Raw genomic sequence first — 17,560 nt, forward strand, 5'->3', positions numbered from 1 at the left:
GCCAGGATCAAACTCTTCATTGTCTATCGTTAAATATCTATTCAACTCCCTAAAACAATACCCAAGTCCTTGACATCAAAATGGTTCCTTGTTATTCTCTTTTACGCTGTCTATACAATATGTCAAATGAACTTCTTCAATCTTTCCAAGAGAAAAAAATCGGGCCAAATCAAGCCCTATATATCCCCCTCTAAACACCCAGCCCTATCAGCTAAGCGGGTGCAAATATAATCAGGTTATTTTTTCTCCGCAAATAGTTTTGAACTATTTTTTTGTCAAAAATCTCCCTTCTCCCGTAAATCACTGTTTTTCAATCCCAAAATATTTCAACTTAAAGAATTTTTAAGAAAAGAAATTCCAAACCAGTCCAAAACGGATTACGAAATCACGATACGGATAGTTAGGTGCCGAATAATATTCCGGCGGGGAAAAAATGGAATTCAAATGTTCTGCCTTTAAATAAATACGTGTCTGCCTAACCTTGGCATTGATAAATACATCCAACAGCGGGTATGCCCCTAATTCCTCATTATTTTGAATGTAGAACTCTCCCAACAGTGGGTTATAGGCATTCATATTATATGAGGTAAAATATTTAAAGGTAACTCCTGTTTGCAGGAACATGGCCTTCTTAAAAATATCTTTTGAAAAATAGAGCGAATTCCTTGTCACCAATTGGGGCAGGTTCAGCACCTGTTCGTCTTGGGTAACTTCCTGATAGAGTACCGTGTTGGTCAACGTCCATCTTCTCCATATAAAATCTTTCGTATACTTAACCCTAAGGTGATTAATTGTCTCTGTCTGCTGAAAAGGTTTTACAAAGGCTGTTTCTTGGGCATTGTCTATTTGTTCCTGCGTGGCAATTGATGCAAAATAGGTGTAGTTATCCAATGCGCTGTACTCCGCTTGCAGGTAGCCCAATTTTTTTGAGTTCAGCCCAAAACGAATACTTTGTACCTGCTGCTTATCGAAGGTGTCGGTATTCTGCCAATTGAAGTTACGGTAATCACTTTGGTACAATAGAAAGTTGAAATTGGGCATGCGTGATGATGCATGGATGCCAGCGGAAATCATATTATTGTCATTGATTCCATAATCTATTGAAGCATTGAAAGTGTTTCCTCCCAACTCTCCAGATACGTTATAATTGATATCCCCCTTCAACAATAATCGTCCAAAATTCTTTTTATAGCTTCCACCTATAGCGATTTCCTCACCTTTCAATTGATTCTGAATAGTCCCATCATCAGTTACTAGAATACTATTGAAGAAGTAATTATAGTTATAGAGGCTAGCCCATCCTTTTACATCTCCCAGAGTTTTGTTCGAGAATTTTAAGGACCCTCTATTAAACATGGTCTTCAATCTGGCCCGGTCCTCAATTGGGGTCACAAAAGGATCTTCACCAAAAGCATCGTTCTGGGCAGATTGTGTAAAGTCGTAAAATTTTGTTTCATAACTAAACTCATGTCCAATAGCTAATGAAGTACTTCTGGTATTGGTGGAGTCCTTCCCCCGAAAAAGCTTAAGCTCTTGATCCAGAAAATACCGTTTACCTAAAATTCGGTTGTTGGCGTTTTCATATCTAAGGTCTATCCGAGATCTGTCCGTAAAGTCATTGTTTTCGTTTATCTCAAACTGATCCCGGTCCAACAACCCACCGTTTTCCTCAGCTTCAATATCTTGGGCCGCAATATGCCCCCTAATATTATACTTGCCATTTTTATTTATATAATTAAAGGACGTTCTAAAATTCCCAGATTGTGCTTGGTCGAATCTGTACTTACCCAGCGATCTAAAACCTTTGTACGCTACGGAGACATTAAACCTCTCCGTGAAATTAAATGCCAACAACGCATCCAATAACTGCCCTTGTTCCAATGTGGTCTTAAACATCAGCTCGGTCATTGGCGTTGGCACATGGTAATAGTTGATATCTTCTATCTCAAAATAATTATAATGCTTGGCAACGGCCCCTATCTTTGGATACAGTGTATTCTTGGAAAAAGTCCTCCCAAGAACATTGTAGGGTTGTCCGATATTCGAAAAGGGCATCAATTCAAAATCATCTTCCCTTATATAATTGTACTTGTATTCCTTTCTTATGGTAAGGGTGGTATCTACAAAGGTCGTATCTCTATGGTATGATATAATCTTATAATCTGAGATATGGGCGGTGTCCTTTTCCTGTTCAGGTCTTTCCGGAATGCGGAATTTCGGTTTTCTGGCCCCTATGGAATCTTTGGTCTCGACGGTATCAACCTTACTTATAGAATCTGCTTCCTGTGTTGGGGGGATTGAATCTTGTTGGGCAACTAAAGATGGGCTTACCAAAAGAAGAAGGGCAAATACTAAAAATCTCATTCCATATTATTGGTCAGGCAAAGGTATATGTTTTGTTTCTAAAGAAATGTGAAAGTTTATATCATAAAAATCAATAATATTGGACAACTTTAACATTATCCAGTTTTATAGCGACCAAATCCAAGAACGGGCCCATGCTTGAGCATTTTTTTAAATACCCCAACGAAGCTGGAACAGATGAAGCCGGGAGAGGCTGTTTGGCAGGTCCGGTCACTGCAGGGGCCATTATTTTACCCAAGGGATTCACCAATACTGTGCTGAACGATTCCAAACAGCTATCGGAATCTAAAAGGGAACTACTTCGCCCCATTTTGGAAAAAGAGGCAGTCACCTATGCGGTATGCCACATTTTTGAAGCGGAAATTGACAAAATCAATATTCTGAATGCTTCCATTTTGGCCATGCACAGGGCGTTGGACCAGTTAAAGGAACCTCCCCGTTTCATCTTGGTAGATGGCAATCGTTTTAAACCCTATGCTTCCATTTCGCATGAATGCGTTATTAAAGGCGATGGCAAGTACATGAGTATCGCAGCGGCTTCGGTTCTGGCCAAAACACATCGCGATGCCTATATGGCGAAAATCCACGAAGAGTTCCCGATGTACAATTGGATACAAAACAAAGGATACCCTACCAAAGAGCACAGGGAGGCAATAAAAAAATATGGGTTGACCAAATATCACAGAAAAAGTTTCCGACAACTTCCTGAACAGTTGACACTCGATATCTAAAACCCTAAATTTGTTCGAAACTTCAACAATGAAATCAAAGGCACTCCTGGTCCTGCTTGTACTTTTTCTTATCAATTGTAAAACTGAAGTAAAAACCACAGATTCGTTATTGGGCTATTTTCCATCGAATGCCTCTTTGATCATCAAAATAAACAACCTTACCAATTTTAAAAGCGAGTTAAAGAACAGTTCGGTTTTTGAGACTTTCGAGAGCTTTTCACTTTACAAAGAAATAGCCAAAAAAACTGAGGTGCTCGATCATTTAAAAACCGAATCCAAAAGCTTGTTTGCACTCTATGCCGTTGGAAAGGACAACTATGAATTTGTTCTTATCTTAAAAGCATCCCCTGATTATTTCAATTTGGATGATGTGGGGAATAAAACTGTTGAAACCCTTAGCTACCAAAATAAAAACATCACCAAATTCACCTTGGATGACCAGGAGGTATTTAGTTTGCAACTGGATGAAAATATTGTCATCGGCAGCTCCCTAATGTTGATGGAAAATATAGTTCGGACTAAAAAGACCAATCCGGTCAATGGCACGCTGAAAAAACTATACGATACCTCGAGCCCAAATAAATCGGCCACCCTATTTGTGAATTTGGATGAACCGTCATCATTATTTTCAAATCAGTTGAAAAATGAAAGTGACGAGGTAACTTCATTTGCGGACTGGATTTCTATGGATTTTTCTGCCAATTCGGATAATCTGGCGCTCTCGGGAGTGGCTGTAGCTTCCGACTCGACCAAAAACTTTATCAACCTTTTCCGGGGAACCAATCCTTTGGCCCATAAAACCACTCAATTTGCACCCCTAAGTGCTCAGGCGATAAGTTCATATACCTTTCATGACTATCAGGTTTTTGCCAAAAATCAAAATAGCTATTTGGACAGGGTTAAACAGATAGATTCGCTCTTCAACACCATTGAGGAAGTCGGGACAATCTATTTAAATAAACAAAAGGTTGTTCTTCTCAGTTCGTTTGGGGCCGAAGGCCTTACCGAGACTTTAAATAATCAGAAAACGGCTTCCACCATGTATCAAGGAAGTGAGATCATGAACCTAAAAGATGGCAGTTTTTTGTTCGATAATTTTGATCCTTTGGTCAAAGATTTTGAGTCCAATTTTTGCGTCATCATAGAAAACACCTTTCTTTTTGCCCAAAGTAGGGAGCCTTTGCAGACCATCATAAGTAATCATGGCAATGCATCCTCTTTCAGCAATTCATCGGTCTATAAAACAGCAATGGGGCAGCTTGCGAATGAATCAAGTATCTTATTCATATCAAATGATTCAGGCATCGATTTTCTTTCGGAACAACATTTTGCCCCTGAGTTTTTTAATGCTGTCAAAAAAGTTGATTTTTCTGATCATGTCTTCGCTAGCCAAGCGGTGGCAGATCAAAATTTTGTGCATGCCAATTTTTTGGTCTCCGAGATAGGGAAAACCGTCGAAGTCAATTCGGTTACACCATTATTTACTTTGGAATTGGATACGGACCTCACTTTGGATCCACAATTCGTCAAAAACCATCGCACCAATAAACAGGAAATTGTGGTCCAAGACCAAAACAATGTTTTGTACCTAATCTCCACGGAAGGAAAAGTAATTTGGAGCAAACAGCTGAACGGAAGGATACAAGGACCTATAAAGCAGGTCGATATCTACAAAAATGGTCGCTTGCAATTGGCCTTTTGCACCAGCAACGAATTTATGCTCATAGACCGCAATGGGGAAGACGTACCTCCATTCAAAAAAACATTCGAAGGAGGAAATTTAAATCCCTTGGCCGTTTTTGATTACGAGGGCAATAAAAATTACCGGTTTGTAATTACCCAGGGCAATAAAGTATTTATGTACAACAACCAAATGCAGGCGGTAAATGGGTTTACCTACACACAAGCCCAAAGCCCAATTTTAACCCCACCAAAACACTTTAGGGTGGCCAACAAGGATTACTTGGTATTTCAGTTGGAAAACAACAGTCTCAAAATTTTACATAGGACAGGGCATGAACGTTTAAAAATTGCGGAGAAAATAGATTTTTCAGACAATGATGTGTTTCTGTATAAAAATAAGTTTTCCATGACCAATAAAAAGGGAGTACTGCATCAAATCGATACCAAAGGGAAACTAACAGCCACCAATTTTAACCTTAGCAAAGACCATGGAATGTATACTACCAGCAAAACCTTGGTCTTTATGGATGATAACATTCTAAGCATTAAAGGAAAAAAAGTAGAGTTAGATCTTGGAGTATACACCAAACCCAAGATTTTTTACATCTATGATAAAATCTATGTAAGTGTAACCGACATCCAAAGCCAAAAAATATACTTGTTCGATAGCCAAGCCAAACCCATTCCCAATTTTCCGGTTTTTGGGAATTCCCTGATTGATATGGTGGATATGGACAATGACAACAAGTTGGAACTGGTGGCAAAAGATCAAGAAAATTCCATAATTGTGTACAAAATGAACTAGTAGCCCCTATTCTGCAACCTATACAATAGTTCAGACAACATACACAACCATTCTTTCCAATTACATTGTAAATTTTTAATTTACAGGTAATTACACTAATTAAACACTATTACAATGAAAACCTCCATTTTGGGCAAAGTTCTTTTTTGCTCAATCCTAGCATTTACCTTTAACACGAACAGCAATGGCCAATTATTAAAGAAATTGGGAAAGAAAGCGGAAAAAGCTGCTGAACGTACCATAGAACGTCGTGTGGAATCTGAAACCGCAAAAAAAACCGATCAGGCACTCGACAGTATTCTAGAACCAGGGTCAAAGGGCAAAAAGAACCCAAAGGCACCAGGTAATGATGAAAAACAACCAAACTCGGGAGAAACTCAAGGCCAATCCCCAAATACGGGTGGGTCCGATGCTTCTGGTGCCAAAACCATTCAGGTGTACAGCAAGTTTGACTATGTACCTGGCGACAAACAACTGTTCTTTGACGATTTCGGCTATGATTTTATTGGGGATTTTCCATCCAAATGGAACACTAATGCCGGTGGCGAGCTGGTCACTTTAGGCGAGTCACCCCAAAAATGGCTGGAACTAAAATCGGGTTTTAATATTTATTATATCCCCGACGTTCCGCAACTGCCGGAAGAATATACCATCGAATTTGATCTTGCCGCCGTAGGTCTGGACAGACAAACCTCCTCGCAAGCAAAAGTGGCCATCACCTTAAGTAATGATGATAAATTTAAGTCTGGTAGTTATAACGCCTATGCCGAGATTCCTTTTTGCCAATATTCGGCTATCGGAATCACAGTCCAAAACAATATCAACAATAAAAGGGAGATACGAAGTACGGTCAAAGCGGATATCAGGGATGTGGTGTTGAACAACCCGCACGTTTCCATTGCAGTGAACAAGCAGCGCTTTAGGCTGTGGGTCAATGAAGCAAAATATATCGATGTGCCTAGATTGGTGGCTCCTGGAGCAGTCTTGCATACAGTTAAATTCCTTGCGAACGGTTTTAAGGATGGAAAGGAAAAAGTCTTTATCACCAATCTCAAGGTTGCAGAAGGTGGCGTGGATTTAAGACGAAAACTTATTTCCGAAGGAAAAATATCCACCAATGCCATTTTATTTGATTCTGGTTCGGCAAACTTACAGCCACAATCCATGGGCGTTATTCGCCAAATTTCCCAGGTATTGCTCCAAGAATCCGCTATCAATCTTAAAATCATTGGGCATACGGATTCTGATGGTGCCGATACAACCAATACGCAACTATCCAAAGATCGGGCCGCTGCTGTAAAAAGCGCACTTGTGGACATTTATAATATTGATGCTTCCCGCTTAACCGTTGACGGTAAGGGTGAAAGTGAACCCGTAGCGGACAACAATAGTCCTGATGGAAAAGCCCAAAATAGAAGAGTTGAATTCATAAGACAATAAAAATGAAAATATCTACATCAATTTTGACCATCCTTTGTTTAATAGGAAGTGTGGCTGTTTCAGCACAGACTGATTGCAGCAAGTACTATCCGGTTTCTGATGGTGCTAAATTTGAACATACCCTTTATGGCAATAGAATGAACAAAGAAGGGAAAGTAGTTTATTCTGTTACTGATGACGGTGGCGATAGCGTGCTCTACACCATGGAAATGTTTGATAAGAATGGCACTCAAATCGGAGATTCTTCCTATGGGATGAAATGTGAAGAAAATGGTGTTTCCATTGATTTTAAATCGTTAATGGGAAGCGGAAGGCCCAGTCAGTTTGATAATATGGAATTGGACATAAAAGGAAACAACATTTATATTCCTAACGATTTGTCCGTAGGTCAGACATTACCAGATGCCGAGATGGAAATGACCATTACCGGGGCACCAATTGCCATGAAATCATTCATACGAATGTATAACCGAACAGTGGATGCCAAAGAAACCATAACTACTCCCGCAGGTACTTTTGAATGTTTTGTTATCAGCTATGATACCGATATGAAAATGGGCATTAAATCCACGGGGAAAACAAAACAATGGTTAGCGGAAGATATCGGCATGGTAAAAACCGAAGATTACAACAAAAAAGGAAAGTTACGGAGCATGAGTTTACTCACTTCCTATGAGAGATAACGACAAAACCAATCAAAAAACAGAAAACCGAAGTTTAGGCTTCGGTTTTTTCTTTTAATAGTTCTGCTTCAAAAAGTGTTGTGAAATGATGTTTCAGTTTCTCTTTTACCTCATCCATATCCACTGTCTTTTGGCCCAACTCCACATTCAGGGAAGTAACAGCCTTGCCTTTTATCCCGCAGGGAATCATTAAATCAAAGTAACCCAAATCAGCATTCACATTCAATGCAAAGCCGTGCATGGTCACCCAACGGCTTGCCCGTACGCCCATAGCGCAAATTTTTCGGGCGAAAGGGGTTCCAACGTCCAACCACACTCCTGTTTCCCCTTCAGAACGGACACCTTTTAACCCATATTCGGCCAAGGTCAGGATTACCATTTCTTCCAGCAAGCGGAGATATTTATGGATGTCGGTAAAAAAATTGTCCAAATCCAAGATGGGATAGCCTACGATTTGTCCGGGTCCGTGATAGGTAATGTCTCCTCCCCGATTGATCTTATAAAAGGTAGCGCCCTTTTCCTGCAGTTTTTTCTCATCGACCAATAGGTTGTCTATATTCCCGCTTTTGCCCAAAGTATAAACATGGGGATGCTCTACAAACAGAAAATGGTTTGGAGTTTCAAGGTTGGCTTCTTCTCTTCGATTCTTGATCTTCAGATCAACAATCTCTTTAAAAAGTGCTTCCTGGTAATCCCAAGTTTCTTTGTAATCCTTATGGCCTAAATCCTGTAACTGGACTTTCTTATTCATCCAGCAAAGATACGAAGAGCTTTATCGCAAAACTAATCCTCGAGTTGTACCTCAAGATCCAAAAGCGAAGGATCCTTCATCAGATCCAGAAACTTCACTTCATAAATCAGTGTTTTGCCATCCACACTAAAGGTAGCTTCCTCAGCAGAGGTGGATTTTACTTTTCTTGGGAAATGGTATTTGAGGGTATATGTGGAGCCTGAAAGAAACATTTCAGCACCCTGTAGACTATCGATTTGTTGTTGAAACAGCTCTTGGTCCAAAATCGTGGCTTTTCGGGTAAAACTATTGTTGTCAAAAGAGTAACTAACTTCCGAGGCTGAGCTTTCCATAGGAGCAGGTGGAGTTCCCTCTTTTTGGGACCCTAGTATGTTCGCCCCTTGAAAGGCATTAAATGCATCGTTTACCTCATTGACATTTTTGAATTCACTGAATAAATCAAACTTCATCAACTTTTCATCAGGATTCATTATCATATGCATACTAAAAGGCTCAAGTTTTTTAAGCTTGGCCTGTTCCTCTGGGGACAACGTAGCTATGCTATCCTTTTTATCTTCCAGCAAATCTTTAAAGGAAATTAGGGAGTCAACAGGCTTTTCGTTGCTCTTTTTCATTTCGTCACCGGCCATTTCCATAAGTTCGGACCCATCAAAATTGATGGAAAGTTTTCCAGAGCCATCTTCTTGTAGCGTAATTTCTTCTGTAAAATTGCACGAAGAGGTCAAGGCAACCATAATTGCCCATGCCAAGATTTGGATTTTTTTCATTTTGGTGGTTTTAGTTTGTGTTATTCAATATGACAAGTGCCCCAATAACTCCAGGCACCCATCCACAAAGCGTTAAAAGTAATACAATAAGAAAAGAACCACAACCTTTTCCGATGACCGACAAGGGTGGAAATAGAATGGCCAATAAAACTCTCCAGAAACTCATTGATTTGATTTTGATTGATGTACCTCATTAGTATATAATTTACCTTATTTGTTACACAAAACCTTTATTTTTATTACGTTAGAACGCATTTATGAGGATTGCCCTATTTCTTGTTTTACTGTTGAGCCAGTTGTCCGTAGTAGGCCAGTTCAACTTTTCGGGCCGTGTCTCCAAGGCTAATCAAGGAAATGCCATTTATCTGTCCCTGGTCGAGGATTACCGGAAGACCTCCCGGGTGTACCTAGAGCAAATTATAAGCAAGACAACCGTTGACTCCTTTGGTTATTTCAAGTTCACTGGCGACAATCTGTTACGAGATAATCGCATATACCGCCTTCATCTGGATGGTTGCTCAAACAATTCTGAGGCAAGTCATTTTATGGGTAGTTGCGATGATAGCAAAAGCGTCCTTTTTATAGCAAACAATGGAGATACCATAGAATTCCCAACCTCTTTTGAAGATCAAGCACTCTGCACCATCACCTCAACCAATCCTAAATCCTCGCTGCTTTTGGAAATTGAAAGTTTAAAAGAGGAAATGATATTTGATTTTGTTGATTATCGCAGTGAAGCCAACCGAAAACTGAATCTGGAAAAATGGTTCGCTACCCTTCAAAAATTCGGTGAGGATTCCAGCGAACCTTTGGTGGAGTTACTTATTTACGATTATCTATCGGACAAACGGAATGAAACCTATGCCCATTATCTCAAGGATATTGCTTCGAACCCATACTATGACCAGCTTCTGGATCGGTTGAACACAAGCTATCCAAACACCCTCTTTACCAAACAATTTGAAGCTGAAATTACCGTGGACAGACAATTGGCCAATTTTGGTGGGTCTTCGGATTGGAATTGGAAATGGGCCGCCTTGATCCTTCTTGGTCTATCCCTGGTGTTGAATTTGTACCTGATTATCACCAGAAAGTCCGCATCCCGAGCAAAAAACAATAATCTGCTCCAAAAATTGACTCCGCAAGAGCAGAAAATTGTACAGCAGATTCTGAAAGACAAGAGCAACAAGGAAATTGCTTCCGAACTTTTTGTGAGTCATAGCACGATCAAAACCCACATCAACAATCTGTACAAAAAACTGGAAGTTTCATCACGGCAAGAAATTGTTTCCATCTTCAACAAAAAATAAATTTCCTCAGCATACACCCTCGAAGTGTTAAATCTCTAAAATTCCACCCGGGGTCTAGTCCCCATTTCCATCCTTCAAAAAGCCATTGACGTTCTGATTTTGGTCAATTTTCGGTTCCAAATTTTAAACTGAAAATCATGAAATCAATTTTAATTGCGCTTTTGTTTGCGAGTACCTCTTTGCTTGCACAAGATTTTAACAAAGAAATTAAACTGGAAAACGGTAAAAATTTTCTGATTGGTCAAATTACAATGGAAGGACTCCAATCCCAACCCTATTCCAATTGGTTCAATACAAACTATGAAAACTATGAGGTGGACCAATCCATGGTGAAAATGTTTAAAAAACAGCTTAAAAGACATCACATCAAACTATTTCTGGGTACCTGGTGCGGGGATAGTAAAAGAGAAGTCCCCAGAATGCTGAAAATTCTACATGATGCCAAATTCCCCATGGACCAATTGCAGATTGTTGCTTTGGATTATCGTAAGGGACATTACAAGAAGAGTCCAACAGGCGAGGAAAAAGGCTTGAACATCATTAAGGTTCCCACGATGGTCTTCTTCAAAGGAAAAAAAGAAGTGAACAGAATTGTCGAAAGCCCGCTCGAATCTTTGGAAGAAGATATGGCCCAAATCATGATGGGCGAATTGTATACACCCAATTATGCGACATTAAGCAAGGCCAAGTAAGGAAACAAAGAATTTCTTCAAATTGAAATTCTTTGTTTAGATTCCCACTTTTGTGGGAATGACATTTTAGCGGAATTAGGTTGTCTAAAAAGAAGTGCCATATCGTCAAACTGAGCCTGTCGAAGTTTTAACTATTCCATCATCAAGATGTCTTCGACAAGCTCAGACTGACATTTTTTTATTTCAAAGACTTTTTAGACAACCTCCATTCTTTTGATTAAAGCGCAAAAGTGTAATTTTGCGCTTTAATTTTTTATCGACTATGCAACTATCGGAACAGGAAATCGTTCGAAGGGAGAAATTATCAAAGCTTAGGGAACTGGGAATCAACCCGTATCCTGCTGCACTTTATCCAGTGGATGCAACATCAAAGAGCATTAAAAACGATTTTGAAGAAGGAAAGAAGGTGGTGATTTCCGGTAGACTGATGTCGAGAAGAATCCAAGGAAAAGCTTCATTTGCAGAACTCCAAGATAGCGAAGGACGTATTCAGGTATATTTTAATCGTGATGAAATCTGTCCTGGTGATGACAAGACCCATTACAACGAGGTTTATAAAAAACTGTTGGATATAGGTGACATCATCGGTGTAGAAGGGGAACTTTTCACTACCCAGGTGGGTGAAAAAACGGTCATGGTCAAAAACTTTTCGTTGTTGAGCAAGGCGCTACGTCCGCTTCCGCTACCAAAGGTAGATGCTGATGGAAAAGTATTCGACGAATTCAATGACCCAGAACTTCGCTATCGTCAGCGTTATGTGGATTTAGTGGTAAATCCGTCAGTAAAGGATACTTTCATCAAGCGTACCAAAATCACCAATAGCATTCGGGAGTTCTACAATGAAAGAGGGTATTTGGAAGTTGAGACCCCAATCCTGCAACCCATTCCAGGGGGAGCTGCGGCAAGGCCTTTTTTGACCCATCACAACGCCCTTAACATCCCTCTATATCTTCGAATTGCCAATGAATTGTACCTGAAAAGGTTGATTGTAGGCGGTTTTGATGGAGTTTATGAGTTTTCCAAAGATTTTAGAAACGAGGGAATGGATCGTACCCATAATCCAGAGTTCACCGTAATGGAGCTCTATGTGGCCTATAAAGACTACAACTGGATGATGGACACCACCGAACAGTTGTTGGAAAAAATTGCTTTGGATGCGACTGGGGGCACAAAAGTGACTGTTGGAGACAATGAAATTGAGTTTAAGGCTCCCTATGCCCGCGTACCAATTTTGGAAGCCATTAAAATCCATACCGGTCATGACGTTGCCGGAATGAACGAAGACGAATTGCGGGAAGTGGCCCAAAAGCTCGAAATCGAAGTGGATGAAACCATGGGTGTAGGCAAGTTGATCGATGAAATATTCGGTGAAAAATGCGAGCATCACTACGTACAACCTACCTTCATTACGGATTATCCCAAAGAAATGAGTCCGTTGACCAAGGAGCACCGAGACAATCCAGCCCTAACCGAGCGCTTTGAGCTTATGGTGAATGGAAAGGAATTGGCCAACGCCTATTCTGAGTTGAACGACCCTATAGATCAGCGCGAACGTTTTGAAGAGCAGCTTCGTCTTTCTGAAAAGGGAGATGATGAGGCCATGTTCATTGATCAAGATTTTCTTCGGGCTCTGGAATACGGAATGCCGCCCACTTCCGGAATTGGTATCGGAATAGACCGTTTGGTGATGTTGATGACCAATAACTCATCCATCCAAGAGGTTCTTTTCTTCCCACAAATGCGTCCAGAGAAAAAGCAGGTGGAGCTTACTGAAGAGGAGAAAATCATCATGGATATTTTAAAACCCGTTGATGAGATGCCTTTGGCAGAATTGAAGGAAAAAGCTGACCTCAGTGGAAAAAAATGGGACAAGAGCACCAAGAACCTTTCCAAATTGGGAATTTTTAAGGTTGAGAAGAGGGAAGACGGGCTTTTCGCTTCCCAAAAATAAGACGTGCTTCTTTCCTAAATCTTTGTTCGGCATCTTTCAAAAGTCGTTCGGCGAAGTTTAGACCAAACCGTTTTCAAAATTGCTATATTTATGATTCACAGCGTTTAGCGTATTCCGAACATAAATATGAGCAAGAAAGTAACATCAGGCATTGGGCTAGTTTTGGGGTTGCTTGCCTTGGTATTGCTCTGGAATTTGCTCAAACCTTCACATGAGGTGGATTTCAGTGCTGAAATCAAGCCCATCATCAACAAACATTGCATCACCTGCCATGGTGGGGTTAAAAAAAATGCAGGATTCAGTCTTTTGTTTGAGGAAGAGGCCTTCGCAAATACGGAGTCTGGCAAACCCGCCATTATCCCTGGTAATGCTTCGGGGAGCGAATTCATAAAGCGATTGAAGGAAGAAGACCCAGAACTTCGCATGCCCTATGAAAAACCTAGACTCTCCGATGAAGAAATCGGCCTATTGACCAAATGGGTGAATCAAGGGGCGAAGTGGGGCGAACATTGGGCCTATACCTTACCAGAAAAAGTTGAAGTTCCTACCCTCACCGAAGAAGCAGGTTTTTCGAATGAGAATACAGCCTTTGTTAAAAACAGCATAGACCATTTCATATTAAATCGCCTGAAAAAAGAAGCTGTTGAACCAAGTCCATCTGCTCCCGACAATATTCTGGCCAGAAGGGTGGCTTTGGACATCACCGGGCTTCCACCGGATCCCGCTCTTTTTCAAAATTTCAAGTCAGGGAAGCTGTCCTATGAGCGTATGGTCGACAGTCTTTTGGCGCAATCCTATTTCGGTGAGAAATGGGCCAGTTGGTGGCTCGATATGGCTCGATATGCCGATACCAAAGGCTACGAAAAAGATTTGGGACGTAGTATGTGGCAATACCGTGATTGGGTCATTAAAGCGTTGAACGATGATATGCCGTATGACCAATTTACGATAGAGCAATTGGCGGGAGATTTGTTGCCCGACCCCTCAATTGATCAACTCATAGCCACAGCCTTCCATCGAAATACCATGAACAACGACGAAGGTGGTACCGATGACGAAGAATTTCGGGTCGCAGCCATAATCGATCGGGTAAACACCTCTTTTGACGTGTGGCAAAGTACAACCATGGGCTGTGTGCAATGTCACGGTCACCCGTACGATCCCTTCAAGCAAAGGGACTATTATGATGTCATGGCTTTTTTCAACAATACCCGTGACGAAGATACGCCAGATGAGGCTCCAGCATTACGATTCTTTTCCCCTGAGCAACAAAAGTCCGTGGATGAAATCAATAGTTGGGTGGCACAATACGGTGACCCAAGCACTGTTAAAGCATACAAAGATTTTTTAAGGTTCAAGGAACCTGTTTACAAATCCCATTCGTTGCAGGATTTCGTCAATGGTTCCTATGATGATCATGCTTCATCCGTTTTATGGAATAATGGTTCGTGTCGTTTGGAAAACGTATGGACCCACGGAGCGGAATATTTCTACTTCAATCATTATTCCTATTATAGTGGTGTTTCATTCACCGTAAGAAAAGACAATGCCGAAGGCGAAATTCTGACCCAATTCACACTCAATAAAACGGAATATCCCACCACTAAACGGATTCCTATCAAAAGAGTGAACGGGCCAATAGACATTCATATCGAAATTAATCATCCAAGGATTCCCAAAACCACCAATGCTTTGCATATTTATTGGGTTGGGTTTTTACCGGATATTCCTGGGAAAAATCAAGCTGGTTTTTCCAGAATTCAAAAGGAGTTTGCGCAAGCTGTCGATTTTAAGGCACCCATTCTGCCTGTTATGGCTGAAAACCCCGACTATATGGCGCGTACAACCCAAGTTTTTGAACGCGGAAATTGGTTACTGCAAACAGATACTGTACAACCATCGACCCCTGCTGTATTAAATTCGTGGGACAAAACTTGGTCCAATGACCGTTTAGGGTTCTCTAAATGGTTGGTTGATAAGAAAAATCCTTTAACTGCAAGGACATTGGTAAACCGCGTATGGCATCAGATATTTGGAAGAGGTCTGGTTTCCACCGTTGAAGATATTGGATCCCAATCCGATTTCCCATCACACCCAGGTTTATTGGATTGGTTGGCATTGCGATTTATGAATGAACACCAGTGGAGCATAAAATCACTCGTAAAAGAAATTGTATTGTCCGGGACCTATTGTCAACAATCGGAGTTGACCCCTGAATCCTATCAACGGGATCCGGAAAATGAGCTTTACGCCAGAGGTCCTAGACAGCGCTTGAGTGCAGAGCAAATCCGAGACCAAGCTTTGACCGTTTCCGGATTGCTTAGTCCAAAAATGTACGGCCCCGGAGTAATGCCGCCACAGCCCGATGGAGTGTGGCAAACTGTATACAGCGGCGAACAATGGGTTGAGAGCAAGGATGAGGACCGCTATAGAAGGGCTGTATATACCTATTTGAAGAGAACAAGTCCGTATCCTTCGTTTGTAACTTTTGATGCTGGCAGTAGGGAGGTCTGTACAATCCGAAGAACCGTAACCAACACACCTTTGCAGGCATTGGTTACGTTAAATGACCCCGTTTATCTGGAAGCTTCATACCATTTGGCCAAGGCCATGCAATCCTCTGAAGATATTGACGGACAATTGACCCTCGGTTATGAAAAAGCAACCTTAACCAAAATAATACCTGAAAAATTAGACGCGTTAAAGGAGCTGTACAACGCATCCCTGAACGAATTTAAGAATGACAACGATAGCTTGGTTCAATTTTTACATTTTGACCCCAGCCCAACTGCCGAGCTAGCAGCATTGACTGTAGTAGCGAATGCCATAATGAATCTGGATGAATTTTTAACCAAGGCCTAAGATGGACAAAATCGAACGACTTATTCGAGAGCAATTGATGCGGGACGCACAGGCGAAGACCCGGAGGCACTTTATCAAAGATTGTGCTACCGGTCTGGGAGGACTTGCGTTAGGTTCTATTTTTTTAGGATGTGACCCCTTGGGACCAAAGACGAAGAAAACAAAGGTTACTTTTTCCGAACGTGACCTAAATCCATTGGCCACCTTGGCACCTCCTTACACTCCAAAAGTTAAATCGGTCATCTATCTCCACATGGCGGGCTCCCCTTCCCAGCTGGAAATGTTCGACTACAAACCTGTTCTTCATAAATTGAACAATCAGGATTGTCCTGAATCACTCTTGCAAGGAAAAAAGTTCGCGTTTATCAAAGGGACTCCAAAATTGTTGGGCCCACAAGCAGAATTTTCACAAGAAGGCGAATCCGGGAATTGGATATCCAACTATTTGCCTCATTTCAAAAAAGTGATTGATGAAGTGGCATTTCTGAAAGCTGTCCACACGGATCAATTCAATCATGGTCCTGCACAGTTATTCATGCACACTGGAAGCCCGAGGCTGGGAAGACCCAGTATAGGGGCATGGGCAACCTATGGTTTGGGGTCTGAAAACCAAAATTTACCAGGTTTTGTGGTTTTGACCTCTGGCGGAAAAACTCCTGATGCAGGGAAAAGTGTTTGGGGAAGTGGTTTTTTACCATCCGTCTATCAAGGTGTGCAATGTAGATCTGAAGGAGACCCCGTTCTCTACATCGAAGACCCCAAAGGACTATCGAGGGATTTGAAAAAGAGCACCATAGATGCCATCAACAAAATCAACAAGGAAGAATACACCAAATATGCAGACCCGGAAATTTTGGCCCGTATCAACCAATATGAAATGGCCTATCGCATGCAGATAGCCGTTCCCGAGGTTATGAACATTGCAAATGAACCCGAAAATATCAAGGAAATGTATGGCGTGGAACCAGGTAAGGAGTCCTTTGCCAACAATTGTCTCTTGGCCAGAAAATTAGTGGAAGATGGGGTTCGTTTTGTGCAATTGTTCGACTGGGGCTGGGACAGTCATGGTGACAGTCATAATACTGCAGTAGATTTAGGATTAAGAAATAAGTGCCGTGAAATAGATAGACCCATAACCGCCTTGTTGCTGGATTTAAAACAACGAGGATTGTTAGATGAAACATTGGTGGTTTGGGGAGGCGAATTCGGTCGTACACCTATGCGGGAAAACAGAGGGAATAGGGAAATGGGCTTTAAAGGTAGAGATCATCACGGTGATGCCTTTACCATGTGGATGGCCGGTGGAGGTGTGAAAAAAGGAGCCTGTCACGGAAAAACGGATGATATCGGGTTTTTAGGTATTGAAGGAAGGGTGTCGGTGCATGACGTTCATGCCACTATTTTGCATTTGCTGGGCTTCAATCATGAAGAATTCACCTTTGAATTTCAAGGAAGACATTTTAGGTTGACCGATGTCGAAGGAGAGATCATACGAGAAATACTTGCTTAAACCGACCACAA

General features: G+C 41.2%; 13 protein-coding genes. 9 read left to right on the top strand and 4 right to left on the bottom strand.

Features of this window, described 5'->3' with window-relative positions:
- Positions 1-342 precede the first annotated feature (342 nt).
- Positions 343-2,364 (bottom strand): putative porin, encoded by a 2,022-nt coding sequence (locus ACULLH_RS16925; protein ID WP_454089940.1) that lies wholly within the window; start codon positions 2,362-2,364, stop codon positions 343-345.
- Between the two features lie 134 nt (positions 2,365-2,498).
- Here ACULLH_RS16925 and ACULLH_RS16930 point away from each other — a divergent pair, with 134 nt between their 5' ends.
- The 4 genes from ACULLH_RS16930 (at position 2,499) to ACULLH_RS16945 (ending at position 7,706) form a co-directional block, all read left to right on the top strand.
- Positions 2,499-3,095: a ribonuclease HII gene (locus ACULLH_RS16930; protein ID WP_454089941.1), complete on the top strand. Its 597-nt coding sequence runs from the start codon at positions 2,499-2,501 to the stop codon at positions 3,093-3,095.
- 28 nt (positions 3,096-3,123) lie between these two features.
- Positions 3,124-5,583: a ribonuclease HII gene (locus tag ACULLH_RS16935; protein ID WP_454089942.1), complete on the top strand. Its 2,460-nt coding sequence runs from the start codon at positions 3,124-3,126 to the stop codon at positions 5,581-5,583.
- 114 nt (positions 5,584-5,697) lie between these two features.
- Positions 5,698-7,023, top strand: a complete 1,326-nt coding sequence (locus ACULLH_RS16940; RefSeq protein WP_454089943.1) for an OmpA family protein — start codon at positions 5,698-5,700, stop codon at positions 7,021-7,023.
- Positions 7,024-7,025: 2 nt separating this feature from the next.
- Positions 7,026-7,706, top strand: a complete 681-nt coding sequence (locus ACULLH_RS16945) for a TapB family protein (RefSeq protein ID WP_454089944.1) — start codon at positions 7,026-7,028, stop codon at positions 7,704-7,706.
- Between the two features lie 34 nt (positions 7,707-7,740).
- On the opposite strand, the gene lipB is transcribed toward ACULLH_RS16945, so the two are convergent.
- Genes lipB through ACULLH_RS16960 form a run of 3 tightly spaced genes read right to left on the bottom strand, consistent with a single transcriptional unit; the run spans position 7,741 to position 9,390 of the window.
- Positions 7,741-8,457: a lipoyl(octanoyl) transferase LipB gene (gene lipB, locus ACULLH_RS16950; protein WP_454089945.1), complete on the bottom strand. Its 717-nt coding sequence runs from the start codon at positions 8,455-8,457 to the stop codon at positions 7,741-7,743.
- A gap of 32 nt (positions 8,458-8,489) precedes the next feature.
- Positions 8,490-9,224 (bottom strand): hypothetical protein, encoded by a 735-nt coding sequence (locus tag ACULLH_RS16955; protein WP_454089946.1) that lies wholly within the window; start codon positions 9,222-9,224, stop codon positions 8,490-8,492.
- A gap of 10 nt (positions 9,225-9,234) precedes the next feature.
- Positions 9,235-9,390 (bottom strand): YqaE/Pmp3 family membrane protein, encoded by a 156-nt coding sequence (locus ACULLH_RS16960; RefSeq protein ID WP_152131518.1) that lies wholly within the window; start codon positions 9,388-9,390, stop codon positions 9,235-9,237.
- A 91-nt stretch (positions 9,391-9,481) separates the two neighbouring features.
- Between ACULLH_RS16960 and ACULLH_RS16965 the strand changes: the two genes are divergently transcribed.
- From ACULLH_RS16965 to ACULLH_RS16985, 5 genes are all read left to right on the top strand, one after another.
- Entirely contained in the window at positions 9,482-10,534 is a 1,053-nt protein-coding gene (locus ACULLH_RS16965; RefSeq protein ID WP_454089947.1) for a response regulator transcription factor, read from the top strand.
- Between the two features lie 137 nt (positions 10,535-10,671).
- Positions 10,672-11,226, top strand: a complete 555-nt coding sequence (locus tag ACULLH_RS16970; RefSeq protein WP_454089948.1) for a thioredoxin family protein — start codon at positions 10,672-10,674, stop codon at positions 11,224-11,226.
- A gap of 262 nt (positions 11,227-11,488) precedes the next feature.
- Entirely contained in the window at positions 11,489-13,177 is a 1,689-nt protein-coding gene (gene lysS / locus ACULLH_RS16975) for a lysine--tRNA ligase (protein ID WP_454089949.1), read from the top strand.
- Positions 13,178-13,303: 126 nt separating this feature from the next.
- Entirely contained in the window at positions 13,304-16,039 is a 2,736-nt protein-coding gene (locus ACULLH_RS16980; protein ID WP_454089950.1) for a PSD1 and planctomycete cytochrome C domain-containing protein, read from the top strand.
- Position 16,040: 1 nt separating this feature from the next.
- A complete protein-coding gene (locus ACULLH_RS16985; protein ID WP_454089951.1) occupies positions 16,041-17,549 on the top strand; it encodes a DUF1501 domain-containing protein in 1,509 nt (502 codons plus the stop codon).
- Positions 17,550-17,560: the final 11 nt, after the last annotated feature.

This window comes from Flagellimonas sp. 2504JD4-2, from assembly GCF_053642935.1.